This window comes from Halomonas sp. AOP5-B2-8, from assembly GCF_052376475.1.
Taxonomy (GTDB): Bacteria; Pseudomonadota; Gammaproteobacteria; order Pseudomonadales; family Halomonadaceae; genus Vreelandella; species Vreelandella casei.
Genome location: NZ_JBQSVS010000007.1, coordinates 115,730 through 141,964, shown reverse-complemented (window position 1 = coordinate 141,964; position 26,235 = coordinate 115,730). Strand labels below are relative to the sequence as shown.

The 26,235-nt window shown below is 50.8% G+C and carries 26 protein-coding genes and 1 pseudogene; 7 read left to right on the top strand and 20 right to left on the bottom strand.

What is annotated here, in order from left to right:
* Positions 1-82: 82 nt before the first annotated feature.
* The 6 genes from ampC to ACT3RP_RS16570 all read right to left on the bottom strand — a co-directional run bounded on the left by ampC (position 83) and on the right by ACT3RP_RS16570 (position 5,642).
* Positions 83-1,246, bottom strand: a complete 1,164-nt coding sequence (gene ampC / locus ACT3RP_RS16595; protein WP_483394209.1) for a class C beta-lactamase — start codon at positions 1,244-1,246, stop codon at positions 83-85.
* Positions 1,247-1,392: 146 nt separating this feature from the next.
* Positions 1,393-2,466, bottom strand: a complete 1,074-nt coding sequence (locus ACT3RP_RS16590; RefSeq protein ID WP_483394188.1) for a metal ABC transporter solute-binding protein, Zn/Mn family — start codon at positions 2,464-2,466, stop codon at positions 1,393-1,395.
* Between the two features lie 36 nt (positions 2,467-2,502).
* Positions 2,503-3,393 carry a metal ABC transporter permease gene (locus tag ACT3RP_RS16585; protein ID WP_096276464.1) on the bottom strand — a complete coding sequence of 297 codons (891 nt, stop codon included), beginning with the start codon at positions 3,391-3,393 and terminating at the stop codon, positions 2,503-2,505.
* Positions 3,386-4,111, bottom strand: a complete 726-nt coding sequence (locus tag ACT3RP_RS16580) for a metal ABC transporter ATP-binding protein (RefSeq protein ID WP_483394187.1) — start codon at positions 4,109-4,111, stop codon at positions 3,386-3,388. The genes ACT3RP_RS16585 and ACT3RP_RS16580 overlap by 8 nt, the downstream gene beginning before the upstream one ends.
* Positions 4,108-4,257, bottom strand: coding sequence for a hypothetical protein (locus ACT3RP_RS16575; RefSeq protein WP_483394186.1), 150 nt, complete (start codon positions 4,255-4,257; stop codon positions 4,108-4,110). Before ACT3RP_RS16575 ends, ACT3RP_RS16580 begins: the two co-directional genes overlap by 4 nt.
* Before the next feature lie 443 nt (positions 4,258-4,700).
* Positions 4,701-5,642, bottom strand: a complete 942-nt coding sequence (locus ACT3RP_RS16570) for a LysR family transcriptional regulator (protein ID WP_096276458.1) — start codon at positions 5,640-5,642, stop codon at positions 4,701-4,703.
* Positions 5,643-5,703: 61 nt separating this feature from the next.
* Between ACT3RP_RS16570 and ACT3RP_RS16565 the strand changes: the two genes are divergently transcribed.
* A complete protein-coding gene (locus ACT3RP_RS16565) occupies positions 5,704-6,621 on the top strand; it encodes an SDR family NAD(P)-dependent oxidoreductase (RefSeq protein WP_217990259.1) in 918 nt (305 codons plus the stop codon).
* A 367-nt stretch (positions 6,622-6,988) separates the two neighbouring features.
* Here the strand turns inward: ACT3RP_RS16565 and ACT3RP_RS16560 are convergent, their stop codons facing one another.
* The 3 genes from ACT3RP_RS16560 to ACT3RP_RS16550 form a co-directional block, all read right to left on the bottom strand.
* Positions 6,989-7,657, bottom strand: coding sequence for a hypothetical protein (locus tag ACT3RP_RS16560; protein ID WP_441686410.1), 669 nt, complete (start codon positions 7,655-7,657; stop codon positions 6,989-6,991).
* Between the two features lie 236 nt (positions 7,658-7,893).
* Entirely contained in the window at positions 7,894-8,196 is a 303-nt protein-coding gene (locus ACT3RP_RS16555; protein WP_483394185.1) for a hypothetical protein, read from the bottom strand.
* A 45-nt stretch (positions 8,197-8,241) separates the two neighbouring features.
* Positions 8,242-9,222, bottom strand: coding sequence for an alpha/beta hydrolase (locus ACT3RP_RS16550; RefSeq protein ID WP_483394184.1), 981 nt, complete (start codon positions 9,220-9,222; stop codon positions 8,242-8,244).
* Positions 9,223-9,323: 101 nt separating this feature from the next.
* Here ACT3RP_RS16550 and ACT3RP_RS16545 point away from each other — a divergent pair, with 101 nt between their 5' ends.
* The 4 genes from ACT3RP_RS16545 (at position 9,324) to ntrC (ending at position 15,172) form a co-directional block, all read left to right on the top strand.
* Entirely contained in the window at positions 9,324-10,352 is a 1,029-nt protein-coding gene (locus ACT3RP_RS16545; RefSeq protein WP_483394183.1) for an acyltransferase family protein, read from the top strand.
* A 603-nt stretch (positions 10,353-10,955) separates the two neighbouring features.
* On the top strand, positions 10,956-12,362 hold the full coding sequence (gene glnA / locus ACT3RP_RS16540) for a glutamate--ammonia ligase (RefSeq protein WP_444672382.1): 1,407 nt from the start codon (positions 10,956-10,958) through the stop codon (positions 12,360-12,362).
* A 322-nt stretch (positions 12,363-12,684) separates the two neighbouring features.
* Positions 12,685-13,746 carry a nitrogen regulation protein NR(II) gene (gene glnL / locus ACT3RP_RS16535; protein ID WP_096282218.1) on the top strand — a complete coding sequence of 354 codons (1,062 nt, stop codon included), beginning with the start codon at positions 12,685-12,687 and terminating at the stop codon, positions 13,744-13,746.
* Positions 13,739-15,172 carry a nitrogen regulation protein NR(I) gene (ntrC, locus tag ACT3RP_RS16530; protein ID WP_444625764.1) on the top strand — a complete coding sequence of 478 codons (1,434 nt, stop codon included), beginning with the start codon at positions 13,739-13,741 and terminating at the stop codon, positions 15,170-15,172. Before glnL ends, ntrC begins: the two co-directional genes overlap by 8 nt.
* Before the next feature lie 3 nt (positions 15,173-15,175).
* Here ntrC and ACT3RP_RS16525 read toward each other — a convergent pair whose 3' ends face one another.
* From ACT3RP_RS16525 to ACT3RP_RS16515, 3 genes are read right to left on the bottom strand one after another with little or no spacing between them, the layout of a single operon-like run.
* Positions 15,176-15,349 carry a DUF6435 family protein gene (locus ACT3RP_RS16525; protein WP_441686420.1) on the bottom strand — a complete coding sequence of 58 codons (174 nt, stop codon included), beginning with the start codon at positions 15,347-15,349 and terminating at the stop codon, positions 15,176-15,178.
* A gap of 42 nt (positions 15,350-15,391) precedes the next feature.
* Entirely contained in the window at positions 15,392-15,958 is a 567-nt protein-coding gene (locus ACT3RP_RS16520; protein WP_444625827.1) for a YqiA/YcfP family alpha/beta fold hydrolase, read from the bottom strand.
* Positions 15,959-15,963: 5 nt separating this feature from the next.
* Positions 15,964-16,092 (bottom strand): entericidin A/B family lipoprotein, encoded by a 129-nt coding sequence (locus ACT3RP_RS16515; protein ID WP_441669175.1) that lies wholly within the window; start codon positions 16,090-16,092, stop codon positions 15,964-15,966.
* An 886-nt stretch (positions 16,093-16,978) separates the two neighbouring features.
* Here ACT3RP_RS16515 and ACT3RP_RS16510 point away from each other — a divergent pair.
* Entirely contained in the window at positions 16,979-17,110 is a 132-nt protein-coding gene (locus ACT3RP_RS16510) for a hypothetical protein (protein WP_441686422.1), read from the top strand.
* 102 nt (positions 17,111-17,212) lie between these two features.
* Here the strand turns inward: ACT3RP_RS16510 and ACT3RP_RS16505 are convergent, their stop codons facing one another.
* The 8 genes and pseudogenes from ACT3RP_RS16505 to ACT3RP_RS16470 all read right to left on the bottom strand — a co-directional run.
* The gene (locus ACT3RP_RS16505; RefSeq protein WP_444625765.1) at positions 17,213-17,752 is read right to left on the bottom strand and encodes a phosphatase PAP2 family protein; all 540 of its coding nucleotides are present in this window, start codon (positions 17,750-17,752) and stop codon (positions 17,213-17,215) included.
* Positions 17,715-18,878 (bottom strand): glycosyltransferase family 4 protein, encoded by a 1,164-nt coding sequence (locus ACT3RP_RS16500; RefSeq protein WP_483394182.1) that lies wholly within the window; start codon positions 18,876-18,878, stop codon positions 17,715-17,717. Before ACT3RP_RS16500 ends, ACT3RP_RS16505 begins: the two co-directional genes overlap by 38 nt.
* A 561-nt stretch (positions 18,879-19,439) precedes the next feature.
* Positions 19,440-20,105 carry a glutathione S-transferase family protein gene (locus tag ACT3RP_RS16495; protein ID WP_444625767.1) on the bottom strand — a complete coding sequence of 222 codons (666 nt, stop codon included), beginning with the start codon at positions 20,103-20,105 and terminating at the stop codon, positions 19,440-19,442.
* Positions 20,106-20,149: 44 nt separating this feature from the next.
* Positions 20,150-20,440, bottom strand: a complete 291-nt coding sequence (locus tag ACT3RP_RS16490; protein WP_483394181.1) for a hypothetical protein — start codon at positions 20,438-20,440, stop codon at positions 20,150-20,152.
* A gap of 87 nt (positions 20,441-20,527) precedes the next feature.
* The gene (dctP, locus tag ACT3RP_RS16485; protein ID WP_441686431.1) at positions 20,528-21,628 is read right to left on the bottom strand and encodes a TRAP transporter substrate-binding protein DctP; all 1,101 of its coding nucleotides are present in this window, start codon (positions 21,626-21,628) and stop codon (positions 20,528-20,530) included.
* A gap of 213 nt (positions 21,629-21,841) precedes the next feature.
* Positions 21,842-23,461, bottom strand: a complete 1,620-nt coding sequence (locus ACT3RP_RS16480) for an acyl-CoA synthetase (protein WP_483394180.1) — start codon at positions 23,459-23,461, stop codon at positions 21,842-21,844.
* A gap of 18 nt (positions 23,462-23,479) precedes the next feature.
* The gene (locus ACT3RP_RS16475) at positions 23,480-24,040 is read right to left on the bottom strand and encodes a LuxR C-terminal-related transcriptional regulator (RefSeq protein ID WP_441686435.1); all 561 of its coding nucleotides are present in this window, start codon (positions 24,038-24,040) and stop codon (positions 23,480-23,482) included.
* Positions 24,041-24,356: 316 nt separating this feature from the next.
* Positions 24,357-24,600: pseudogene (locus ACT3RP_RS16470) on the bottom strand (IS3 family transposase); the annotation flags it as partial.
* A gap of 572 nt (positions 24,601-25,172) precedes the next feature.
* On the opposite strand from ACT3RP_RS16470, the gene ACT3RP_RS16465 reads away from it, so the two are divergent.
* A complete protein-coding gene (locus tag ACT3RP_RS16465) occupies positions 25,173-26,174 on the top strand; it encodes a porin (RefSeq protein WP_483394179.1) in 1,002 nt (333 codons plus the stop codon).
* The last annotated feature ends 61 nt before the right edge of the window (positions 26,175-26,235 follow it).

Here is a 26,235-nt window from a genome sequence, read left to right as displayed (position 1 = left end):
TTTCAGTGGTGCGATACGCGCGGTGACGGCATAAAAATACCGCCCGAAGGCGGCATTCTTTTAAGCATATGTGAAGATTACTTCAGGGCGCGTCGGTCAGCGCGGTAATAATATGATGAGCCGCTTCAATACGCGCACTGTTGGGGTAGCTACGATTAGCCAACAGTACAATGCCTATTTTCTCGCTAGGCACAAAGGCCACGTAGGCGCCAAAGCCGTTAGTCGAGCCGGTCTTGTTGTACCACACGGCTTGGCCTGCCGGTAACGGTGGCTGTAAACGACTCGCTTCATTGGCTTCCATAATCATTTCAAGCGAATTCCCTGCACGCAATTGCTCAAGCTGCACAGGGTAGCTATAGCGCTCCCAACCCAGGCCTTGGGTCATATCACCCATATTGAAATAGCCCATCCGCGTCGTTTCTAGCGCCTCACGCAGAACCTCGTCCAGCGCTGAGTCGTCCATGTTGGCTTCAACGAATGTCAGCATGTCAGCGGCATTCGACTTCAATCCGTACGCCTGGGCGTCCAGCACGCCAGGGTTCACCCGAATAGGCTCATCCTGCTTTGAATAACCAAAGGCATAATTCGCCTGCTCCTCTTCGGGCACCTGCAGATAGCTATGCTCAAGCCCAAGCGTTGAGAACAGGTGCTCTTGCATCGATATAGCATATGGCTCATCAAGGCTTTGGGCCGCCAGATAGCCTAGCAAGCCAATGCTTGGGTTAGAGTACCGACGGTAGGTGCCAGGAGCGTACTCAGGCGTCCATTGACGATAGTAGGTGATCATATCATCTTCATCTTGAACGTCTTCTGGGAACTGCAAAGGCAGCCCACCTGCCGTGTAGGTGCCGAGTTCAAGCAAGCTGACGTCATCGAAGGCGCTGCCTTCAAGCGCAGGCAGATACTGGCTAGCAGGGTCAGAGAACGATAGAGCGCCGCTGGCCTGGGCATAGGCAGCCAGCGCGGCGGTAAAGGTCTTACTCACCGAGCCCAGCTCAAACAGCGTGTCTGCCGTTACCGGTACTCCGGCCGCTTGATCGGCAACACCATAATTAAAGTAATAACGCTGCCCCTCAACACTGAGTGCCACCGCCATGCCGGGAATGCGATGTTCCGCCATCAGGGCCGTTATGGTGTCATTGACCATGGCCTCGGTTTGGGAGCTGCTCAGCTTTTCGGTAGCCCAGCTTGAGGTACCGAGAAGTAGCGAACCTGCCACGATAAAACCTGCTTTGGCTGCTAGCATCCTATCCATATGAAACCTGCCTTCTTGTTTGTGAATATCGCATGATACGTCCTAGCAACGATAAAGCGTGGCCAGTAAGTCGTCGACAAACGTAAAAAAGCGCCCGTAGGGCGCTTTGGTTATCATTTTTCGCTACATTGTTCAGTTTAGTGGGCATGCTCGCTGTGATCGTGATCGTGATCGTGATCGTGATCGTGATCGTCGTCAGACGCATGATCCTCATGACCTGCTGCTGCCAGCGAGTCGTGCAGCACGCGCGCATTGTGGCGCATCATACCCAGATACGTGCTGGCCTCGCCTTCACTTGCTAGCGCGTCCGCGTACAGCGTGCCTGCAATGGGCAAGCCGGTTTCTTCGGCTAGCTGGGTGATGATCGACTGGTTGGTCATGTTCTCGTGGAACAGTGCCTTAACGTTCTCTTGATTAATCACGTCTACCAGCGCTGCCATGCTGGCGCCACTAGGATCCGCTTCCGTGGAAAGTCCCACTGGAGATAGGAAGTTAACTCCATAAGCGTTTGAGAAGTAGCCAAAAGAGTCGTGACCCGTAATCACACTGGTGGAGGCTGGAATTTCCTCTATTAGCGCACGAATCTCGGCGTCTACCTCGGCTATTTCTTGTAAATACTGCTCCGCATTGGCGCGGTACGCATCGGCGTTGTCAGCATCAGCGGCGATTAATCCATCGCGGATGTTGGCGATATACACCTCGGCTTGGTGCATATCCTGCCATGCGTGCGGGTCCTCATCACCATGATCATGACCGGCATGGTCGTCGCCATGATCGGCATGCTCATGCGCTTCGTGATCGTGTCCTTCATGATCGTGGCCGTGATCGTCATGTCCGGCATAAGAGAGGGGCTCAATGCCGTCGGTCGCGGTGGCCAGGGCGCCATCGTAGTCGCTGGCGCTAATTAGCCGCTCCATCCAGCCTTCAAATAGCAGGCCGTTAAACACGACTAAATCGGCATCGGCCAGTGAGCGTGCATCGCCAGGGCTGGGCGAGTAAACATGGGCGTCGCCATCGGCCGCGACCAGGGAACTTACCTCAACATGGTCACCGCCTACGTTTTCCACCATGTCCGCCAATATAGAGAAACTGGTCACGACCTGAATACGCTCATTAGCCATGGCAGCAGGCAGTGCCAACAGGGCAGAAACACCGACTAACCAGCGTGCCGACCGGTGTGATAACCGGTATGAAACATGGCTAAGCGACATATAAAACTCCTTACGATTAAGCGTGAACGGGCGCCATTAACACCCGTGATCGACGGCCAGCGGCGTCGTTTTACGCCGTAGCTTGGCTGCTAAACTGTGATAACGGCCAAACAGCGCCGAGAATAGATAACCCGCCCCGGCCAGCAGAATAATGCTCGGGCCTGAAGGGATATCCAGGTGGAACGAAAGCAGTAGGCCGCCGGTGCTAGACACCATGGCCAGCACAATCGAAATACCGATCAGCCCTTCTAAGCGCTTGCTCCAAAAGCGTGCCGAGGTGGCGGGAAGCATCATTAATCCCACCGCCATCAGCGTGCCTAGGGTCTGAAAGCCGGCCGTTAAATTCAGCACCAGCAGCCCCAAAAACACGCTGTGCACCCAGCCGCTACGGCGGCTTTGGCCGCGCAAAAATAGCGGGTCTAAACACTCCACCACTAAGGCACGAAAAACCACCGCCAGCGTCACCACAATCAGCGTACTGATACCGGCAATCAGCATTAGGGCGGTGCCATTAATCGCCAAAATAGAGCCAAACAGCACGTGGGTTAGATCCACGCTGCTACCGCCTAGCGAAATCAGCATGACGCCCGCAGCCAGCGAAATAATAAAAAAGCTCGCCATGGCCGCATCTTCACGCTGGCCGCCCATTTTCGATACCGCGCCCGCCAGCAGTGCCACCAGCAAACCAAACAGCACGCCGCCAATACTCATAATGGGTAGCGAGAATCCTGCCAGCAGAAAGCCGAGCGCCACACCGGGGAGAATCGCGTGAGCCATGGCGTCGCCAATCAGGCTCATCCCGCGTAACACCAAAAACACCCCCAGCGGAGGGGCCGCCAGCGAAAGCGCTAAACCGCCCACCACCGCACGGCGCATAAAGCCGTAGTCGAATGGCGCGACAAACCATGCATTCAGTAGGTCAAGCATGCTGATCCCCCACGCTAAACGGCATCGCCTGAACGGGCGCATGCTGATGAGTCAGCGCAACGGGGGCAACCCAGCGCGCGTGGCCGCCGTTGAGCATCAGCACTTCATCGGCAAGACGGCGCAAATGATCCATATCGTGTAACACCACAATAATCGTCGCGCCGTCATCGGCCATCTGACGCAGGATACGAATCAAAATGTCGACCGTTTCACTGTCCACATTGGCAAACGGCTCATCCAACAGTAATAGCTCGGCTTCCTGCATCAGCGTGCGCCCAATCAGCGCACGCTGGCGCTGGCCGCCGGAAAGCTCGCCCAGCGGGCGGTGGGCCAAGTGCGAAATACCCAGCCGCGCCATAATCTCGCGGCCTTTTCGATAATGCCCGGCGCAATAGCCGGTTAGCGCGCCGTGGCTAGGCCAGCTGCCGGTCATGACCAATTCTTCCACGCTCATTGGGAAGGTAAGGTCCAGCGCTAGCTGCTGGGGCAGCCACGCCCGGCGCTCTTTTGCTACCGTGCAGACCACTTCGCCGCTAATCGGCCGAAGCTCACCCATAATTGCCTGAATCAACGTACTTTTACCGGCACCGTTAGCGCCAATCAATGCGGTAATGGCACCCGGTTTGAAGTCGCCTTCAATGTGTTCCAGCACCGTGCGGCGCGCCTGGGCCAAATGTAGGTTGTGCAGCTGAAGACGAGAGACTAAATGCTCACTCATCCCCACCACCCGCCAGCCCAACTCACTAAACCCCACAGCGCTAGCAGCGGCACGGTAACAAACAGCAGTCGTTTAACCGCCGACAATGACATTAAGGAAAAGTGGCAAGGACCTTCCTTGTTATGACGGTGCGTATGCTCACTCATTAAATGGCCTCGTGTAATATCAAATAGGTTATAACATAACATGTTGCAAAGCCAAAAAATTGCTGGATATTTTACGCGCTCACGCCGTATTGGCAATAACAAAACACTGGACACAAGCCGCCGCCAGCGCTTTAGAGTAATTAAAAAGGCATCCACGATTTAATATCTGTTTGGCACCCACCAAAGCACCCGTTAAGAAAATTTTATTCTCTTAACGGGAAATCTCTTTGTTAGAGCGATCCGCAGCATTTTTTCCGGTAAATAGCTAAGTAATCCTGACACAAGATAGGTAGCGCCTATCCAGGTTTTGTGGCCTTTATAAATTTTCTTGCCTTATATTCGATGGTGTTGCTGAGACATCAATGATATCCAGCTAGAGCAGCGTATGTGCGTTTTTAATCGATCCTGTATTGCACTTGGCTGCTTATCGCTTTCAAGATGCCTTATGACATTTTCTGGGCAATACTTCGGGAAAAAGCGACGAATGCCTGCATGCCAGTGCTCATGTGACGGTGTTTAGGATAGTAAAGACAAAGGCCCGGGTAAGGCGGAGTCCAATCGGTCAATACCTGAGCAATTTGGCTGGAAGCTAATGCCGCCTCAGCGGCCCATTTCGTCACATATCCCAGCCCATAGCCCTCAATAGCAGCGGAGAGAATAAGGCGCGAATTATCCAGGATCAGCCCGCCTTTTGTTTCGACGACAATCGCTTTTCCATGGCTTTCGAACTCCCAGCGATAGAAAACGCCAGTGGGCATTCGAAGCTGGATGCAACGATGCTGGGCAAGATCAGCCGGTGAATAAATAGGAGGGGCATTATTAAGATAAGACGGTGCGCCTACCACGATATGTTGTTGTTCGGGACCTATAGGCACCGCCACCATATCGTTTGGCACAAGTTCCGCCGTGCGTATTCCACAGTCAAAGCCGTCTTCAGCGAGGTCGACTAGACGCTTCTCGCAGAGAATCTCTACATGCATATCGGGATACGCTCGCATGAAGTTCAGCACGAGTGGTTTCAAAATCTGTTCGGCGGCTATGCCATCGGCATTGATTCGTAATAGGCCGTTTGGACGAGTCGCATAATCGCTGAGATCGCGAATAGCATCGGCAATATCTGCCAGTACGGGAGTGAGGCGGGTGAAAAGGGTTTGTCCCGCTGCCGTCAACGATACGTGCCGAGTTGTTCGGTGGAACAGTTGTACCTTTAAACGCGCTTCAAGCCCTGCTACTGCATGGCTCAAGGCAGAGGAGCTAAGGCCGGACTCTCTCGCCGCCGCACGGAAGCCTCCATATTGGGCCACAGCCAGAAACGCAGCAAGTTCCGCTGGTGGGAGTGCGGAAACTGTCCTAAATATCTCACTAGTGTGCGGATAAGTGTCCATATTATAAAGACGTTAATCTGAATGTATTATGTTTGCAACTAATGTCAGTTAGAGAAAAGCAATGTTTATTCAGACCCCCTTCAGTTTTTCCAGCACCGCCAGTGAAGTGCTTGCGAACATCGACCTAGCGGGTAAGACGATGATTGTTACAGGTGGTGCAAGTGGTATCGGTATAGAGACTACCCGGGCCTTGGCATTGGCCGGTGCTGAAGTCACGATCGCAGCCCGACGCCCAGACGCTGCTGAAGAAGTCGCCAGTATGTTGCGACGGGAGACGGGCAATCCAGCCATCTCCGTTCGTGCTCTTAACCTTTGCGACTTACAATCTGTACGAAGCTTTGTGGAAACCTGGGATAGACCTCTTCACGCCCTTATTAACAATGCGGGAATCATGGCCTTGCCTGAGCTACAGCGCTCATCTCAAGGCTACGAGATGCAATTTGCCACAAACTATCTTGGACACTTTGCTTTGACCGTTGGTTTACACCCGTATCTGGCAAAGGCGCAGGGGGCTCGGGTTGTCTCGGTTAGCTCTACAGGTAGCTTGTTTGGACCGGTCTTTTGGGATGATCCACATTTCCGTTTCATTCCTTACAACCCGCTGCTCGCGTATGCGCAGTCCAAGACAGCATGCATATTGCTATCAATTGGAATTACCCAACATTGGTCAGATGACGGCATTGTTTCAAATGCTCTAAACCCCGGTGCTATCGCCACTAATTTGCAGCGGCACACGGGCGGGCTCAAGACGCCAGAAAACCGGCGCAAAACACCGGCTCAGGGCGCTTCTACCTCAGTTCTTCTCGCTGCTTCGCCCTTAGTAGAGGGCGTGACCGGTCGATATTTCGACAATTGCAATGAGGCTCAGGTAGTTCAAGGGCGTTCAGATGGCATTCCGGACGGTGTAGCTTCCTATGCGCTGGATCAGTCTAATGCTATGCGATTGTGGGAGCTTGCCGGGAAGCTGGTGAAAGAATGAAGATGGGAGTGATCTAATAAGAGAAGTGGGTAGCTTGCGCAAAGAGATTATAATCATTTTTAGAAATGAACATGATAGACACCACGTATACACGGGCAAAGATAAAAGTTGTGGATATTGTGGTTACTCCTTCGAAGAGATACAGGCACAAATTTTCTTCACCACAAAGCAAAAGAGGAAGAGGGCTTCGACGGCGACAGCTTATTCTTTCTATAAGCAAATCAGCGATTACGGTCTGTCGTGCTTCTCAAATGAGTTTTGATGTGGGGAGATATCAATCATCTGAAGGTGGTGTCAGGCTGGTGGGGGAAGGGTGCCTCACTAACCATTCACTCCATATACCTCTCAAAAGGATGGAATATATAAATCAGTAACGCCAGGTAGCGCCAAGCTGCTGTGGCCCCACATTCAGTGCATATTCACCAGGAATAGTGATCGGCCCTAGCGAGAGGTTAGCGGGCTGGAAGCGATTAATGGCCGAAGACGCCTGATTCGGCTGCGACCAGATTTGTAGCTCATTCACCAGCATACCGGTGGCAAAGTTAATCGCGCCATCGTCACCCCGTCCATCGGTAGCAATTACCGCGCCCGCCACGCCATTCACCACCAAAGAGCCCACGCGAGCACCCCAGCCGCGCCGTTCACGCTCTGCTTGGGCAAGCTGTAATCCCAGGGCCTGCACGCTACTTAAATCGCCGCTGGCTTTCAAACGCTCATATTCGGCCAAAGCCGCCGGGTGCGGCTGGCGGTCGGTCAACATACCGGCCACGGCCAGGGCTGATTTCACCACGCCCACCCGGGCATCAAAGCGGTCCTCCGGATCGCTTGCCTCGCTCGACTGGTACGCATTCACCGCCAGGCTTGTGCCGTAAATGCCCGTCCAGCCCCATTGCCAAACGTTGGCATGGCTGGCGCCGTTCTCAAATACCTCATCGTATTCACTCCACTGCCCATCTGTTTGTGCCTGGGCTTGTAGAGAGACAGGCATAACGACCACCAGGGTGGTAATCATCGCAAAGAGACGAAAAGCATGCATGAGGAGTGCCTATAGAAAGGGAGCAGTAGTGCTAAGCGTAGCACGCCGATCCCCGCACGAGCGCGGATGAACCGTGTAGCGAAGAGCGCTGAGGTTGTTGTTAATACCGATCCCCGTGCAGGCAGGAATGAAATGCTATACCCATTTAATCATGCTCTGCCGATATGCCTGCACCACCCACAAAAAAGCCACCCCGCAAGGTGGCTGTCAGTGCTGAGTTATCAACGCTAGTGCGTTTAACCTTCTTTCGGTGATGTTTCCATGGCGCGTTTGTCGTCGGGTACTCTGACCATGTTGCCGACTTCCAGTTTTTCATGGCGCTGGTGGCGGCCGCCGTTGGCGTCAATGATCGCGGCAACTTCGCCAATGCTAACGGCGTCATCTTCTCGATAGGCTTCTACTTTGACGCGTACCATCGCGCCTTGGTAGCGCGCGGAAATAATATCGCCCGAGTCCGGGGCGTGATGGTCAGGGTCGTTCTTAAAGTACTCAGATACGCTGGCGCTGCCTGGGGCATCCCATTCGACATGTTGATGCATCGCTGTTTTCCTTATCGTGTTGGGTGTTTCTGCAGTGTAGTGCGTTCAACCGCTCACTTCCTCTGTGCTTTGCTCCTCCGCTGATTTTTCTGTTGTTTCTACGCTATTTTCTTGCCCAACGTATTGAAATAAGAAGTTGAGCGCGGCCGGTAAGCTGGCGCGCCAGACTTGCCAAGTGTGGCCGCCAGGATACAGGTCGAGACGCACGTCGTTAGGTTGAATGCGCTCCATGGCTTGGCGCATTAGGCGGGCATGAAACTCAGCGTCGTAAACGTCACTGCGCCCCGCGCTGATATACAGCGGCACGGGTGGAGTCTCGGCCTCTTGTCCAGCGCCGCGAGGTGTTACGCGTAGCCGGTACTCCTCAAGATGAGCGGTATAGTTGAGCGATTCCCACAGCTCAGGATCAAACCGGCCCTGTTCATCGAGAAAGGCCGGATGACGATGGGCCGATGAGTTGCGCGGTGGCTGCGGTGAGTAGCTGGCAGGGCTTAACGCTGCAACAGCGGCGAATAAGTCAGGCCGTTCCAGCGCGAAGTTAAGCGCGCCATAGCCACCGGCTGAAAGGCCGGCAACGCCACGTAGGCGGCGTTGCCGGCCTACACGGTAGGTAGCTTCCACGTGGGGCATTAAATCGTTAAAAAACGCCCTGCGAGCGGGCTCGTTGTAGCCATCTACCCACCAGCTGCGGCTGCCGGGCATAATATAAACGGCAGGCGGAATGTGCCCTGCGCTAATTAACCTGTCGGCGACTTGCTGCAGGTTGCCGCGTGACACCCAGTCGCGGTCGGTTCCAAACGAGCCGTGCAGCATATAGATAACCGGGTACGCGTCTGTCGCCTGAGCGTCATAATGATCGGGTAAATAAACGCTGTACGGATAGTCGTAGCCGAGCGTGGGTGAGAAGAATTGATGATGCTCAACCTCGCTGGCCAAACTGTGGCCGCTCAACGTTAGCCACCCAATTAGCGCTGTTAAAAGGGCTTGAGATCGGTACGAGCACAGCGATAGCTTGAGTTTGGGCACCTTGCCTCCGGGAATTAAAACGGTTCAATAAGGTCGGACAACGGGACGGCATTAGATGTTCATTATAGTAAGGATGGCGTTGTGTAGCGGCGGGAGGCCCAATGCGGAAAGTTGAAGAGATTTATTGGCTGCGTGCTTACGGCTGCATCGCCGTTTTTTTATTTCACCTATTAGACCATGTGAATCAACGCATTGATAACGTTGCCACCGATCTCTTGCGCTTGCCACTTGTGTTGGGTACGCCCATTTTTCTGTTTATTTCGGTGTTTGTTTTTGCCGTTCGCTACGATAAATCGGTGCCAGAAGGTTTTCTCATCCAGCGCGTAAAATATGTGATGGTGCCGTATTTTGTGTACGGCTTTATTTACTCAACGGCCGAGTGGGTGCGCTTACAAGGATCGGATGAGCCAGTGGGGTTTATCGCCAATGCCATTGAGTATTTTGTCTACGCGGGTTGGCACGGCTATTTTTTAATCATTGCGATGCAGTTTTATATGGCGTACTGGCTGTTTACACGCTTTCAGCTGTGGCGCTTAAATCCGGTGCCATGGTTATGGGGCTCTTGTGTGATCAGTATGGCCTACTGGGGGCTTGCTTACTGGTTGGGTATTGACCTGCCCGGCTACTTGCTGTGGGTCGCGCCACTAGGTTGGATCTATGTGTTTTTCTTAGCATTGGTGCTGGTACGTTATTACCCGCTAGCGCCAGAAAGCGTGCTTGCCCTACGGCCAACTTGGATGCAGCGGCTGGCTCAGCCCGTTTGGCTGGCGCTGCTCGTTGCGCTGATCATTGCGGGCACTTTCGCGGGCCAGCTGGCCTTTTCATCGAAAGAAGTATGGGTGATCCCTTTCTTTGTGCTGTTTACGCTTTGCGCGATGCGCTACTTAGCCGGGCGACCGGTGCCGGTGTGGGTACGTCACGTGAATGCGCATTCGTTTGGCATTTACTTAGCGCACCCCATGTTTTTTGTGCTGGCCGATTTGGCCGTTGCGCCGCTGGCGTTGCCGGTTGTGGTATATGCCTTGGTGCTTATCGTGGTGGGCATAGTGGGGTCGGTAGCGCTTAATAAGCTGGCGAATACCTTTACGCTGGGGGCGATGTTGTTTGGTAAACAGCTTAAAGTGGCTTAAGGGCGGAAGGCGTAAAATAGGCATCAAAGGCGCAGCGTGTATGCAGTACTAAGCGTGTTTGACGCAGCCGACTCCGTGAGTGGTAACTTCCCATAATGTAGCTTATCGCAGTGTATTATTTCTTTAGGTAACAAGAAAAAATGTGCGAGCCAAACAAGAGCACCATCATGTCGAGCGCCCCTTTTTGGGGCATTGACGGGTGTTTTTGTTCTATTTTGGTGCATTGAGCGTGTTTTTAGCCCCTGCCTGGCTTCAGTGAGCGCGCTATGCGCCATCACGAGGCACTAAAGAGTATTTTTTAATGTTTATAAAACAAATGGTTGTTGTTTTTTAATACCATAATGGTGCAGTGTTGGCATGATCTATGCTTTCTCCTGTGCAGTAGGTTTTACAGCGGCTACAGGTCGTAGGCAGAAGCCTTGCGGCATGATAAAACGATAGCCGGCCTGAAAGGCTCGCTCAGCGCTTTGTTTATATTTTTCAGCAAGCGCTTGGGGAGCAAAAAATGACAGGCGTGCGTTTTTGCACGTATTTTGTCGCACAACACTTTTATCGGTAGCTTACTGTCGTTAGCTTTAAGCCACGCTCATACCGGAGGACACTATGTCAGCCAAGACCATAGCGCTAATTGAAGAACATGATGTTAAGTGGGTAGACCTGCGTTTCACTGATACGCTCGGTAAAGAACACCATGTCACCGTGCCTGCTCGCGACGTGACCGAAGAGTTTTTTGAAAATGGCCAGATGTTTGATGGTTCTTCCATCGGCGGCTGGAAGGGCATCAACGAATCCGACATGATTCTGAGCCCAGAGGACGGCTCTGCCTACCTCGATCCTTTCACTGAAGACGCTACGCTGGTGCTGCGTTGCGACATCATCGAACCTGCGACGATGCAAGGCTATGATCGTGATCCGCGCTCCATCGCTAAGCGTGCAGAAGCGTTTCTGCAGTCTACAGGCCTTGGCGACACCGCCTTCTTTGGTCCTGAGCCTGAATTCTTTATCTTTGATGAAGTACATTGGAAAACCGATATGCAGGGTTCCATGTACAAAATCTCTTCTGATGAAGGCGCTTGGGCGACTGACAGCGTCGTGGAAGGTGGTAACTTGGGCCACCGTCCGCGCCTGAAAGGCGGCTACTTCCCGGTTCCACCGGTTGATAGCTTCCATGATATTCGTGGCGCTATGTGTAATACGTTGGAGGCGATTGGCCAGACCGTGGAAGTTCATCACCACGAAGTTGCCAACGCAGGTCAGAACGAAATCGGCGTTAGATTCAACACGCTGGTGAAGAAAGCTGACGAAGTGCAGGAAATGAAGTACGTGATCCACAACGTGGCGCACGCTTACGGCAAAACGGCCACCTTCATGCCCAAGCCGCTAGTAGGCGACAACGGTTCTGGTATGCACGTCCACCAGTCGTTCTGGAAAGATGGTAACAACCAGTTCGCCGGTGATGAGTACGCAGGCCTGTCTGAAATGGCGCTTTACTACATTGGCGGCATCATCAAGCACGCTCGTGCGTTGAACGCGTTCACCAACGCTTCTACCAACTCGTACAAGCGTCTGGTGCCTGGCTACGAAGCGCCGGTAATGCTGGCCTACAGCGCGCGTAACCGCTCAGCTTCTATTCGTATTCCTTACACCGCGAGCCCGAAAGGCAAGCGCGTAGAAGCTCGCTTCCCTGATCCGACCGCTAACCCGTACCTGGCATTCTCTGCCATGTTGATGGCTGGTATCGACGGCATTAAAAACAAGATTCACCCTGGCGACGCCATGGATAAGAACTTGTACGATCTGCCGCCAGAAGAAGGTAAGGCGATCCCTACGGTCGCGAACAGCCTGGATCAAGCATTGGAAGCACTCGACGCTGACCGTGCGTTCTTGACCGAAGGTGGCGTGTTCACTGACGATATGATCAATGCTTACATTGAGCTCAAAATGGAAGAAGTTAATCGTATTCGTATGACGACTCACCCGATTGAGTTTGATATGTACTACAGCTGCTAAATGACAATAGCTGCTAAACGACAGCTGCTCAGAGCGCATTAGCCGTTGACTGTTGCTGACGAGATGTTAATAGCAGTGATAAACCCCGCTTCGGCGGGGTTTTTTTATGGCGAGCACCAAGTTGGTGCAATAATAAAAGCGTTAGTGCAGTGCGATGCGATAAAAGGGCTCGATTCTTGGTATTACGTTGCTCGCAGGCCGTGCAATCGGGCATAGGTGCGTAATTGGCGCGCTTATTGCAGTCTCTCATTAATCATCCACCTGTAGGTCTGTAATGGCGATGGAAGACGCGATTTCTCAGGACGGTTTCTCAGAGCATGCAATGCACCAGCGCTTGCTCGAACATCTCACTACGGCAGTATTGCTGCTAGATGGCGAGCTGAGCGTGCGCTGGATGAATCCAGCGGCCGAGGCGCTGTTAGCGGTTAGCCTGAGCCGTGTGCGTGGGAGCAGCCTGGATACGTTACTAGGCGGTGATGAAAGCATTGATGAGGTGTTGGCCAAGGCCCGCGATGCCTTTCACCCTTATACCCAGCGTGAGGCGCGTATTACGCCGCTGAATAGCGATCCGCTGACGGTCGACTATACGGTCACGCCGCTATCAGACAATGAGCTGCTGCTGGAAGTAGAGCCTCGCGATCGATTGATGCAGATCTCCCGAGAAGAGGCGCTGACCACGCGCCAAGAAACCATCAAGATATTAGCCCGAGGGCTTGCCCACGAAGTTAAAAACCCGCTAGGCGGTATTCGTGGTGCCGCACAGCTGCTAGAGCGAGATTTAGACGATCCGGCGCTGCGCGAATATACCCACATTATTGTGGAAGAAGTGGATCGGCTTCGCGATCTGGTCGATTCCATGCTGGGCCCCAATCGGATTCTTAAACATGAGCCGGTGAATATTCACCGGGTGCTGGAACGCGTACGCACGCTATTAATGGCTGAGCATCCCGATGTGGCTATTAATCGCGATTATGACCCTAGCTTGCCCGATCTTTCCGGCGATGAATCGCAGGTAATTCAAGCGGTACTCAACGTGGCGCGTAATGCGGTGCAGGCCATGAGCGATGCCCAAACGCCTGAGCCCACCCTAATACTGCGTACTCGTGCCCGGCGCCAGTTTACCCTCGGTGCAGAGCGTCACCGCTTAGTCAGTGAAGTTGCGGTTATTGATAACGGCCCTGGCGTTCCCGATGCGCTACACGAAACGCTTTTTTACCCCATGGTATCGGGGCGTGCTGAAGGCAGTGGCCTTGGGCTATCTATTGCCCAGTCGATTTTGCACCAACATCAAGGGTTGATTGAATGCGATTCCCGAGCCGGACATACCGAGTTTCGCTTACTGATTCCATTGGTCTTAATTTCACCGGAGAAACGTCATGACTGAGGCGACACGTACTGATGTTGCGCGGGTGGTGATTGTCGATGACGATCGCGCTATCCGTTGGGTACTTGAACGCGCATTAGCGCAACCCGATCTTGACGTTGAATGCATCGAGCGTGCGGATGTTGCATTGGCCCGCGTGCTGGAAAGCCCGCCGGATGTGTTGGTGACCGATATTCGTATGCCGGGTATCGATGGGTTGGATTTAATGTCGCGAGTCCGCGAGGCGCATCCTGACCTGCCGGTCATTGTAATGACGGCGCACTCCGATTTAGACAGCGCCGTCGCTTCTTATCAAGGCGGCGCGTTTGAGTACCTGCCCAAGCCGTTTGATGTTGATGAAGCGCTGGCGTTAGTACGCCGCGCGGTGGCGCATGCCCGTGAGCGCGAACGTCAGCGCCCGGCCACTGTGCCGGAAGGCTTAAATACCGAAATTATTGGTGAAGCCCCGGCGATGCAGGAAGTATTTCGCGCGATTGGCAGGCTTTCGCACTCGCATATCACGGTGTTGATTAACGGTGAGTCTGGCACCGGTAAAGAGCGTGTCGCCCAGGCGCTTCATCAGCATAGCCCGCGATCAGGAAAGCCGTTTATCGCCTTAAACATGGCGGCCATTCCACGCGACTTGATTGAATCGGAGCTGTTTGGCCATGAGAAAGGCGCCTTTACAGGGGCCGCGCAGCAGCGCCAAGGGCGCTTTGAACAGGCCAACGGCGGCACGCTGTTTCTAGATGAAATTGGCGACATGCCCGCTGAAACCCAAACGCGCTTGCTACGTGTGCTGGCCGACGGTGAGTTTTATCGCGTCGGGGGGCATACGCCGGTCAGGGTCGATGTGCGCATTATCGCCGCTACCCATCAAAATTTAGAGGTACTGGTGGACGATGGTCGCTTTCGCGAAGATCTATTCCATCGGTTGAACGTGATTCGCATTCATCTGCCCAAGCTTGCTGAGCGGCGCGAAGACATTCCCCGGCTAACGCGGCATTTTTTAGCCGAAGCGGCAAAAGAGCTAACCACCGATATTAAAGTGCTCACCAGTGAAGCAGAAACACATCTGACGCATTTGCCGTGGCCTGGCAACGTCCGTCAGCTAGAAAACATCTGCCGCTGGCTGACCGTCATGGCCTCAGGGCGTGAAATTCTTGTTGAGGATCTGCCTCCCGAACTGCGTTCGCCCAACGCCACGGATAGCCGTGTTCACGGCGACTGGCGCACGGCGTTTCGCGATTGGGCCGACCGTGCGTTGGCAGAGGGCCACACGCATTTGCTGGAAGAAGCGGTGCCGGATTTCGAACGGATTTTAATTGAGACTGCCTTGAAGCATACCGGCGGTCGCAAAGGGGAGGCAGCAGAGCTGCTTGGTTGGGGACGCAATACGCTGACCCGTAAATTGAAAACGCTATTACCGGCGCTGGCAGATGAGTGAGCGCTATTGTTGCGCTTCTATACGCAGGATCTCGGCCCTGATGGCCTCGGCTTCTTCCGTCAGCGTGGCGTTGGCGCGCATGTCGCCATTACGTGATGCCTCCATCGCCGCCTGAAGTTTGCGTTCATAACCTTGCTGCAGTTTCTTTTTGGGGTCGCGCTTAAACATGCCTAACATGAGCAAACTCCGCACTGAAATGTATACTATTTGTATAGCTTTTTAAGGCTCGTGTCGAATGTTTGTTGTATGTTGGCCGGCAAGGGCTTGACGGGCATCGGCACCGCACTGATGTAAGAAGCGTTCGAAATCGAGCAATATCGTATCGAGGCAGGCATGCAGACGATGATCGTCATCGACCATGCGTAGCGACAGCCGCTGAAGGCGGGCGCGTTCGATCACTGGCCCCGGAGCAATCACATCATCACGCCAGCCGTGAATAATGTGAGTATGGCGTGCTTGAATGTTGGGGGACGTTTCAGGGTAATCAATTAAACCCAGAGCCGGGGCCAAGAGAAAACAGCCCAGCACCGGCTGCTGGGCACTGACCGTCGCACTTAGCCAGCCACCTAAGCTTGAGCCTGCTAGCACGCAGCAGGCGGGGTCATCTCCACGTTCGGCCAACACCGCCAGCAGGTGAGTTAGGCGTTGCTGCGGTTCTGCCATACCCCGGTAGTCCATGACGACGGGTTCGCAGTCGTCCAGCTTTTCGGCGATGCTCTTCAGTGCTTGAGTTTTCAATGCACCCGGCCCGCTCTCCAAGCCGTGAGACAAGTAAACAGTCATCATCATCGTTATTCCGCTGAGCGTTGGATAGCCTGGCCACCCTGTTCAATGTCTTCCCCTGCGCCGCGAATAGTATTGCAGCCGCTGAGAAGCAGCGCTGTGATGATGAGAATACCAATGGCAACAGCTGATTTCATGGCGGCCTCCTTGAAGGCATAGTTTGCTAATAGTATTGACTGAGCGCTAACGGTTGGCACCCCTTGGCGAGGGCACTCTTTTCACCATCAGATAGTTCTCACCATCAGATAATAAACTAATCCCTGTCGCGTCGTTTCGCTACGGCTGAGTGAAAGAAATGCGCACTTATGTCGTGTGCTTATGTCGCATGTGTCAGTTCTATACATTAATTAGGTATTTTAAAAGACGTTTTTGAGCGTGATTTGTTTTTTAAGGATATGTTTTTAAATGTTTTATTTTTTTATACGGTGAATTGGCCCAGCGTGTGCAACAACTAATTTGTAGCGATAATCGCAGCCATCGATAGGTAGTCAAAGATTTGCATTCAAAGACAGGCATCGCTACACAAGGTTAGGCAACAGTTATTGAGCATCGTTATTAAGCGTCGTTTTTCATTTTAATTAGTCATGTCTAAATCGTCCTTATGGGGCGGGCTAGATTTTAGAAGTTAAGAACTTAGGAATTGAGAACTTAGAAACCAAAAATTCAAAAACCGAGTGAGTGGGCTGAGTACATAAGGAAGGCAGGAAGCCGAGTAAAAGTACAGGGAGCAAAAGGACAACCCGCTTACTCATTGGTTGCAGCGCAAAGAGGCGCTGTTCATCAACGCCAGGGACCGGAATCGATGCGAAACAGCCATCTCATGAAAATGAGGTGGCTTTTTTGCGTCTGGCGTTTACTAGGGTAAATAAATATTGTTCTTTATGTTTTTTGTGCATAGGTTTTGCATAAGTAAAAATTTTGTACAGATTAACACCTTGTTTTGGTCTATCCTTTTAGCAAGTGTAAATATGCTGCGGTTAGAAGGCGTCAACGTCACAGCCGCACACTGACAGGGACAAGACTATGGCCATGGCATTGATGTTGTGCATGTTTTTTTTGTTCTTAGGATTTTCGGGCGTTGGGCTGTATATGATGTTTAAAACATCTTTTATGGCGCGGCTGGATGAGCGCGACGACATGCCTCCCGGTATGTAATCCACCACGGTTCCAGTATGGCTCGTGTCTTCTAGTAATTTGCCCGTATTTTGAGATTTTTATAGGCATATGAAAAACGCCCGCTTAGCGGGCGTTTTGCGTTTAGCCCACCCAATAAAGACTGATCAGCGCAAATGCGTAGCCCAAGGCGGCGCCTGCCAGCACATCGCTTACGTAGTGCAATCCCAAGCCCACGCGCGAAATCGCAATTAGCAGGGTTAACGGCACAATCACCGGCAGCAGCCAGGGAGTGTGCGCGGCGACTAATACGCTAAACATGACTGCATGCATGGTATGGCCGCTAGGAAAGCTGTAGCGATCACGCGCGGGTTCGCAGCACTGAATATCCTCACCGTAGGTAATAAACGGTCGCTCGCGGCATAGCCGTGTTTTCACCAGTCGATAAACGGCCATGGCAAACAGCGCGACGACGCTGTACTGCATGACTCGCCAAGCGCCATCCGGTTGAAGCCAGGGTTGGGCCATGATGAGCAGCGCCCAGGCAGGCCAGTCGCCTAAACGGCTGGCGGCCTGCAGCGTGAAACGCCACGGCGAGTACAGCGATAGGCGTGAGATACGCTGGCAAAACTGCCATTCCAGCAGGTCAAGACGATCGAATACGACAAGCGGACGCGGGCGCATGGTGTGCCTCCTGGGCTTGGTGTAAATAACGCAGAAACTGCTCGGTAATACCTGACCAACTTTGCTCAAGCGCGCGTAAGCGTGCCACGCGGCCTAGGCGTGCGTAGTCAGCGGGATGCTGGCACAGATCTACCGCTGCCCGGCGAAACGCAGCACTATCTCCTGCGGTGACGGTGACGCCATTGCGGCCGCTGCTGATGAGCTCAGCGCTGGCGGCGTGATCATAGGCCATCACTGCCAAGCCGCTAGCCATGGCTTCCCCCACCACGTTGCCCCAGGTTTCTGAAAGCGAGGGAAAAATAAATAAGTCGGCACTAGCATAGTGGCGAGCGAGGGCCTCCTGGTTAATGAAGCCAGTGAAATGCACATCGGGTAGAGCCCTTTGTAATTGTGCCCGAGCGGGGCCATCGCCCACGATTACCTGGGCCATGTCGGGGCGCACTTCACGCATAGCGTGAAAGCTTTCTTGCAATAAGGTGAGATTTTTCTCTACGGCTAGTCGGCCAACGTACAGTGCGACTGGCTGGTGCTCGCTAACGCCCCAGCGCTTTCGTAACTGTGTGTCACGGTATGCAGGTGAAAATCGCTCGCCGTCTAACCCCCGTGAAAGCACGTGAACGCCTCGAATGCCTTGGTGCGTTAACGCAGCAGCCTGTGCGTGAGTAGGCACCAATGTTGAGGCGCAGCCGTTATGAAAGTAGCGAAGATAGCGAAGGGCCGTCGACGCCAGCCATGTGACGCCGTAATCTTTGCAGTAGTGGTCGAAATTGGTGTGCCAACCGGCTACCAGGGGAATGTTGAGCCGCTTTGCCGCTTGGCGCGCCGCCCAGCCTAGGGGGCCTTGAGTGGCCAAATAGATCACATCGGGACGATGTGTTCGCCAAAATCGTCGCAGCGCGGCCGGTGTTGCCAAGCCCACCTGGACATCGGTATAGCCGGGTAGTGCAACGCGTGAAACCTGTAGCTCGTGGTTAATGCGCGTGGTATTTCCAGCCACGCGTGGGCGTGGGCGAATAACGTCAACCGGCACTCCTTGCCGATTGAGCTCACAGCTTAGCCGGCTCAGCGTATGGGCGACGCCGTTGATGTCCGGTGACCATGTTTCACTAACGATACAGAGCCGCATGAGCGATTCATCCCTTCATCACGTTTATACGCAGTGTGGGGGAGGAGAATGACACTGCTGAGTCAAACCGATGAATAAGCGATGACTCGCGGGCATTAGTCCGGAAGAAACAGGGTGGCTGACCGGGAACAATGCGGGATGGACTTAGATTTAGATGACCTTGTCCTGAAGAATTGATCAAGACGATGAGCATGAAGTTCCGTTTTTTACTCCCCCTGCCCGGCACTAATCTTCAAGCGCTAATTGGAATGCCCCAGCTTCGCCGAACCGAGATATCTTAAAAAAGGCCGCCCGGTACTACGCAAGCCTGCCCGAGTGAAGTAGCGGTTTATTGCTGACAACAGTGACGACTTTCCTGTGCGCACAATGTGTAACCTGCTTCATGTCTCACGAAGTGGCTACTACGAGTGGCGCTTCAGGCCGTTATCAGAGAGGACTATCGACGACGCCCTGGCTACTCTGGTGGTGGGGAGATTATCCAATGACCGTATCTTTCATTCTAAACCTCAGGGTAAATAAATCGTAAAATATAACATCACCTACCTGTGGTAAGAGAAAATTTTACCTAACCCTAGGAGAAGCAGTCAAAGAAACACATTGCCTTTTAGCTTCACGCTCTTGTATTTTTAATGACCTCATATAAGCTTCTCTACTCCTTAGCTTATCCCAGTATTTTTTAATGCCATCTCCAAACTTTTCTTCCATATCTAAATATGAGGCTAGCATTAGGGAGTAACCAACGGATACGTCGGCAGCAGTGAACCTCCCGGAACAAATATAATCTTCGGACAATAGTCTATCGTTAATAAATTTAAGCCTTGAAAGAAACCAGCGTTCATAATCGTTCGCCACTTGTTCTATTCTTCTTTCTAACGATTCAAAGTACTTGTATCTAAGGATAAGGGTCTGCGGAAAAGTAAGTGTAGCTTCTCCGAAATGAAGAAAATTTAAATAGCAGCCATAACTTGGTTCCGCTACTCCAACTCCCATTTTATTAGCAGAGTAGCGGTCGGCTAGGTATTGGCACACTGCCGATGACTCTGTCATGAAGGTGTTATCATCATAGAATGCTGGAACAGTTCCCAAGGGGTTTGTTTTTTTGTAATCTTTTTCTAAATGTCTTGGGGGAAAGTCATGCATAACCAAATCATACTCCATCCCCAGCTCTTCCAGCATCCATAAAATCCGAAATGACCTAGCACTCATACAGTGGTGTAAAGTAATCATAAGTACTCCTAAAAATTATATTGAATGTAAAAACTAAAAATTACTTAAAGACCATTTCCAGCAGCAATAATATAATTGCTAGCAATAGGGCTATCAGCACACAGGCCAATGTGATTAGAGCCACAAAGGGATTGCCGCGCGGTAAAGGCCAACGATCTCCACCCCAGGCAGCGTCGATGGAAAATACTCCGGTAAAGGCAGTGTCTTCCCACCACCAGCATTACCATAGTGGTGGTCTTGCTGGCCTCGATCAGCGTGATAACAGCAAACAGCGGGGCCATCAGGCGGCCGAACCACTCATTGAGTGCATCTATACCCCTGGCAATGGTGTTCATGAAAAGGCTCTCTGAAACGAGTGAATCAAACGTATCGGGGTGTTGGAGGTGCCAGAAAGAGGCCGGGGCGCGTAAGCCCCGATCTGATTACTGGTTTATACAAGCTTCAAGTTCTTCAAGGGAGGGTAGGTTATCTGTGGTGCGGCTCATGTTGAAGGGCACGGTCAAGTCGCGCCAGATGGAGTAGTGCTCTAGATAGCTGACCATGGAGTGATACACTTGTGCTGTCATTGGATTTTCACATGCACTTTGAATAATAACTTGATTAGTAATTTCTTGGATTGTTTCTAAGTCTTCCTCTGATAGCCTATGAATCTCAACTCCTGCCTCAAGAAAACTTTCAGCCCCTTCAGTTGATTTTCTTTCAAGCCACGAGAGCGACCAAGCCATAGTGGATTCAGCGGCAATTTTTAGTTTATCTTGGGTTTGCTCTGAAAGATTATCCCAGGCATCCTTATTGATCATTACGCCCAGAACACTTCCTGTTTGATGCCAGCCAGGAACAGTCCAATGTTCAACGACCTCTGCAAACCCAGCGTCGTAATCTACTCCAGGAGTATTAAACTCCATTGCGTCTACAATGCCTCGCTCAACAGCTTGATAAATCTCAGCGCCAGACAGCGATACTTGAGAACCTCCCAGGCCACTCAAGACTCTTCCTTGATCTCGCCCAGCCAGGCGAACCCTTTTTCCGTCAATGTCATTTAAACTAGTAATTGGAACCCCTCCCATCAAGCCAGATTCGCTACCAACAATGCCATAAGGGAGATAGACTATATTATATTCCCCATAAACCTCTTGATAGAGTTCCCAACCGCCCCATTGCATTATCCAATTAAGGTAGTCAACACCATTGAACAACATGGTTGTAGTGCCTAACGGAGAAAAGGCCGAGTCAGTACCTGCCCAATAACCTGGCCAGTCACCAGAAGCTTCGATGCTTCCTGTTTCTGTGGCATCGAAGACTTCTGTGCTTGGCATAAGGGTTCCGCCAGCACGAAATTCAATAGACAACTCGCCATCCGTAAGCTTATTTACAGTCTCGACCCAGTGTCGATCGATCTCAATTAACCCCAAGCTCTCTGGCCAAGTCGATGTCATAGTCCATGTATCTTGAGCATTTGCTGTTGCCGATAAGCTCAGCAAAACTGTTGAAATGATCGTTTTAATTAAATTTGTTTTTTTCATGGCCATCTCCAGTTGTTATAAAACATCGTCTTTTGGGTAGTTTTTCAACATGATAGGAGCTAATTAATTTTCTTAAGTTGCAATAAAGTCTCCAGGTGGATTAAAATTCATCGTCGTTTTGGTCCTCTTCAAATCAGTGCCATGAGCAATGATATTTATGTTGGAATTGTTCGTAAATACTAGATAAGCAATGCAGTTCCATATAATTTTTTGTTACATTCTTTTAAGCTTCCCACGTATAATTTTTCCAGTAGCTGTCTGCGGAAGCTCATCGATGAATGTTATTTCACGCGGATATTCATGTGCTGCTAAACGCTTTTTAACATGACTTTTAAGCTCTTCCGAAAGTTCCTCGGTTGGCTCATACCCTTCCGCCAACACAATAAATGCCTTTACTATTTCAGTCCTCAGTGCGTCAGGCTTTCCTACTACAGCAGCAAGTCGTACAGATGGGTGTTTAAGTAAACAATTTTCAATTGGTGCGGGGCCAATTCGATAACCCGCACTAGTTATGACGTCGTCATCTCTTCCAACAAACTTAAAGAAGCCATCTTCATCTTGCACACCCAAATCACCGGTTACCAACCAATCGCCAATAAATTTTTCTTTAGTGGCCTTGGGGTTGTTCCAGTATCCAATAAACATAACAGGGTCAGGGGATTTGATAGCTATACTTCCTAACTCACCACTTTTAAGAATATTTCCCTTGTTATCTATAACTGCAACTTTATGACCTGGTACAGACTTACCTATATGCCCTGGCTTATGAATGCCCATCTGTGCGCTAGATGAAACCACAATATTGCATTCAGTCTGCCCATAAAATTCATTTATTGTTACATCAAAAATTTTGCGCCCCCAGTCAAGAAGTTCTTCCCCTAGTGACTCTCCGCCACTTGCAATACTTCTAACATTCAGGTCCCACTTATTCTTAGGGCTCTTCTCTTGCCGCATAATCTTAAGTGCTGTTGGGGGAAGAAATATATTTCTTACCCCAAAATTTTCAATGAGAGAGAATGCTTCTTCAGCATTAAATTTTAACATTCGCCTAGCAATTACAGGGACACCAAAATACAGCGATGGCAATAAGACATCTAATAGGCCGCCAATCCATGCCCAGTCCGCAGGTGTCCACATCACATCTCCGGTTTGTGGAAACCCATCATGTGAAATTTGAACACCGGGGATATGGCCAATCAGCACCTTATGAGAAAGAACAGCACCTTTCGAGCTCCCTGTAGTACCTGATGTGTAAATTATCATGGCCGGGTCATCTGCTGACGTTTTCTTCGCTGAAAAATGCTCATCAAACAGAGATATATCTTTATGAAAGTCAATAGAACTAATATCTGACTTACAGGGTTCTATAGAATAAATTATCTCAATGCTATTAAGATCATTGATAATGGGTAATAAATTCTCGCCTCCCCTAGCATCCGTTATAACCACACGCATGGAGCAATCATTCATTCTATGAAAAACAGCATCTGGACCAAACAAGCTAAACAAAGGAACAGCAATAGCACCTAATTTATAACAAGCAAAATGAGAAACGGCCGTTTCAGAACACTGTGGCAGGTAAATGCCAATTCTATCTCCAGACACCACCCCCTTTGCAGCCAAACTATTTGCTAACCTATTTGACTTTTCCTGCAACTCTTTGTAGGTTATCTCTTTACTCCCCCCTTGGCCGTCGACCTCTATCAGCGCAACTCGTGAATTATCTTTGTTAGCCCATTTATCACAACAAACATCCGCGATGTTAAAATCTCGACAACTCGGCCAAGAGAAATGGCTTACAATATCTTCATAATTTGAAAAAGAACTAATCATATCCCCTCCTTAAAATTATTATTGAAGCCTGATAATTTTTGATATCATCTCCGCCATATTTCGACAGCCAAGCTTTTTCATAACCTTAGATCTATGCGCTTCAACTGTCCTGTAGGATATACCAAGCTCTTTAGCTATTTCTTTACACGTCATCCCGTTAGCAATATATCCTGAAACCTCTCTTTCCCTAGCTGATAGGATCTTACTTGGCCCAGAGAAATCTTCAGCTTCAGAAAAGCTCCAAACTGCCAGCTTGAAAGGATCTTGTGGGGTTAATGTTCTACCCGAAGCTCTAGCCCAAAAGATTTTGCCCCCCTTGGTTTGCATAAACCTCTCATCTACATAAGAGGCAGACTCCATCAATTCTGAATAACTTTTCTCACCAATCTTGTTGAAGTCGGCAACGGAGGGATAAAGCTTCAAAATCAATTCTCCTAAAAGCTCCTCCTTTTCATACCCAAACAACTCGCAAAATTCTGCATTACAAATTTTTATTGATCTACGCTCAGTCAGCACAAGGGCAACAGGAGCATATTCAAAAACTAGGTTCTCAACTTCATCACTAAGCACAGAGCTCATGGGCGGCATCATCTAGTCATTTGATAGCGTGACTTGTTTTTAGTTACGCGCTTCAATCCAATGTTGATTCATTAGAGATTATCAGCACGCACTACGTTCCTCTATACGTAGTACTACGTATAGAGGAACGCATAATCTTCTACTATTGCATATCTTTTCAATGGTCAAGTAAAAACAGCCTGCGATTTATAATTAACCCTGTGCTTTGTCGCCATCTCGGCGATACTGCGCGTACCCGCAGATCCTTCGCTCTCGCGAAAGAGCTCTTTGACCTTGGCTATTTCCTTTGCCGTTGCGACACATGCAGACCTTTTTGAACGTTGTACCCAGTATTTAAAGCAGCTGCTATGTACGCCAAACAGCTTTTTCACTGGATAGCTCGTCTTGAGTTTCTCGATTAGCGAAAAGTGTTCAGGGAGTCAGACATCAAGAGAGCGGTAGCTTTTTTAGGATGTCTTTTTCCATCTCAATATCACGGATGCGCTTTTAAGCGCGCGAATATTGAGCTGATCGGGTGTCATGGGCGTTGCTTTAGGGCGTTGGCCATCGCGCTCTTGGCGACGTCAACCCTTGATCGAGATTCGGCGGTCTCAAGTTCAGGGCCGTCGACGCCAGCCATGTGACGCCGTAATCTTTGCAGTAGTGGTCGAAATTGGTGTGCCAGCCGGCACTCCTTGCCGATTGAGCTCACAGCTTAGCCGGCTCAGCGTATGGGCAACGCCGTTGATGTCCGGTGACCATGTTTCACTAACGATACAGAGACGCATGAGCGATTCATCACTTCATCACGTTTATACGCAGTGTGGGAGAGGAGAATGACACTGCTGAGTTAAACCGATGAATAAGCGATGATACGTGGGCATTAGCCCGAAGAATGCAGGGTGGTCAGGCCGAGAAAGATGTGGAATGGGCTTGTATTTAAATAACGTTAATCTGAATATTAGTTAACATCTATATGTTAACGTTTTATGGCGTTTTTATTTTTTCATTATAAATAAAATTAAGTCCAGAAAAATTAAAACGTTAAAATTAATGAAATATAACTGCTTTAAGGTTCCCAGCGCTAAGGCGTTATTTGTTCTTCGCCGTGACTAGCAATGCTCAAGTATTGACTACTTCAATGGGAACACGCATGTTTAAAAAAATGACTCTGGCCCTAGCCGTTAGCAGCTTATTAGGAGCCACTGCAGCACAAGCAGCCACCGTTTATGATCAAGATGGTACTGATCTGGAGATCTATGGTCGTATCGCGATGGGTTTTGAAGGCGGTGGTGTTAAGAACGGTGTAGACAACGGTGAGGAGTTCCGTAACTTTGGCTCACGCCTACGGATTACCGCTGGCCACCAGGTCTCTCGCGATCTGCGCGCTTTTGCTCGCGTTGAGTGGCGCTTTAGAGCCGATGAGCGAAGCAGCCCTGGTTTTGATGAAGTCCGCAACAGCTACCTTGGTTTAGAAAGTAAGCAGTTCGGTACCTTTATGGCCGGTAGCTACAATAGCTTCTACGATAACTACGTGATGGCACCGTTCGACGTTTACGTTGAGCGTGGCTATGAATTCGCTGGCGGTGGCTTGCAGTCACGTGGTGACTCTGTTGGCTACAAATCACCTAAAATCAATGGCTTTCAAGCTTTGCTGTCTGCGAAACACTTTTCTGAACGCGGCTTAACCGACGTTGAACAGAACGGTGAAGGTAGCGCTATCGCAACGCAAGGTGGCGTGGTTTATGAAACGGGGCCGGCTCGTTTAGCGCTAGGCTACGTTGAAGACACTGTGCGTGGCGGCGGTAACGGTGACATGCGATATGGTGCTACAGGCGAGTTTGCCATTACCGATGGTGTCTCTGCTCGTGTTGGTTATGAAACCCGCGGCGATGATGATGTCTACGGCGGCGGTTTCGATAAAATCGGTGTTGGTGCTACTTTCGCGATTGATTCATGGAAGTTCTTTGCCGATTACTACAACATCGAGGTGGACGGTGCTAGCAGTGATCGCAACGCTTGGGCGTTAGGGTCAATGTACAAGCTGTCTAGCAATTTCGATATGTTCCTTGAGCTTAATGATCGTAATCTAGATGCTGTTAACGATTACGAAGAAGATATGTACTTCGCATTAGGCGCTCGCTACCACTTTTAATTAACAGAATGTTTTTAGCAGTCGCGTTATTTTAGTTCTTTGCTCTTAGTTAGCTCGCATG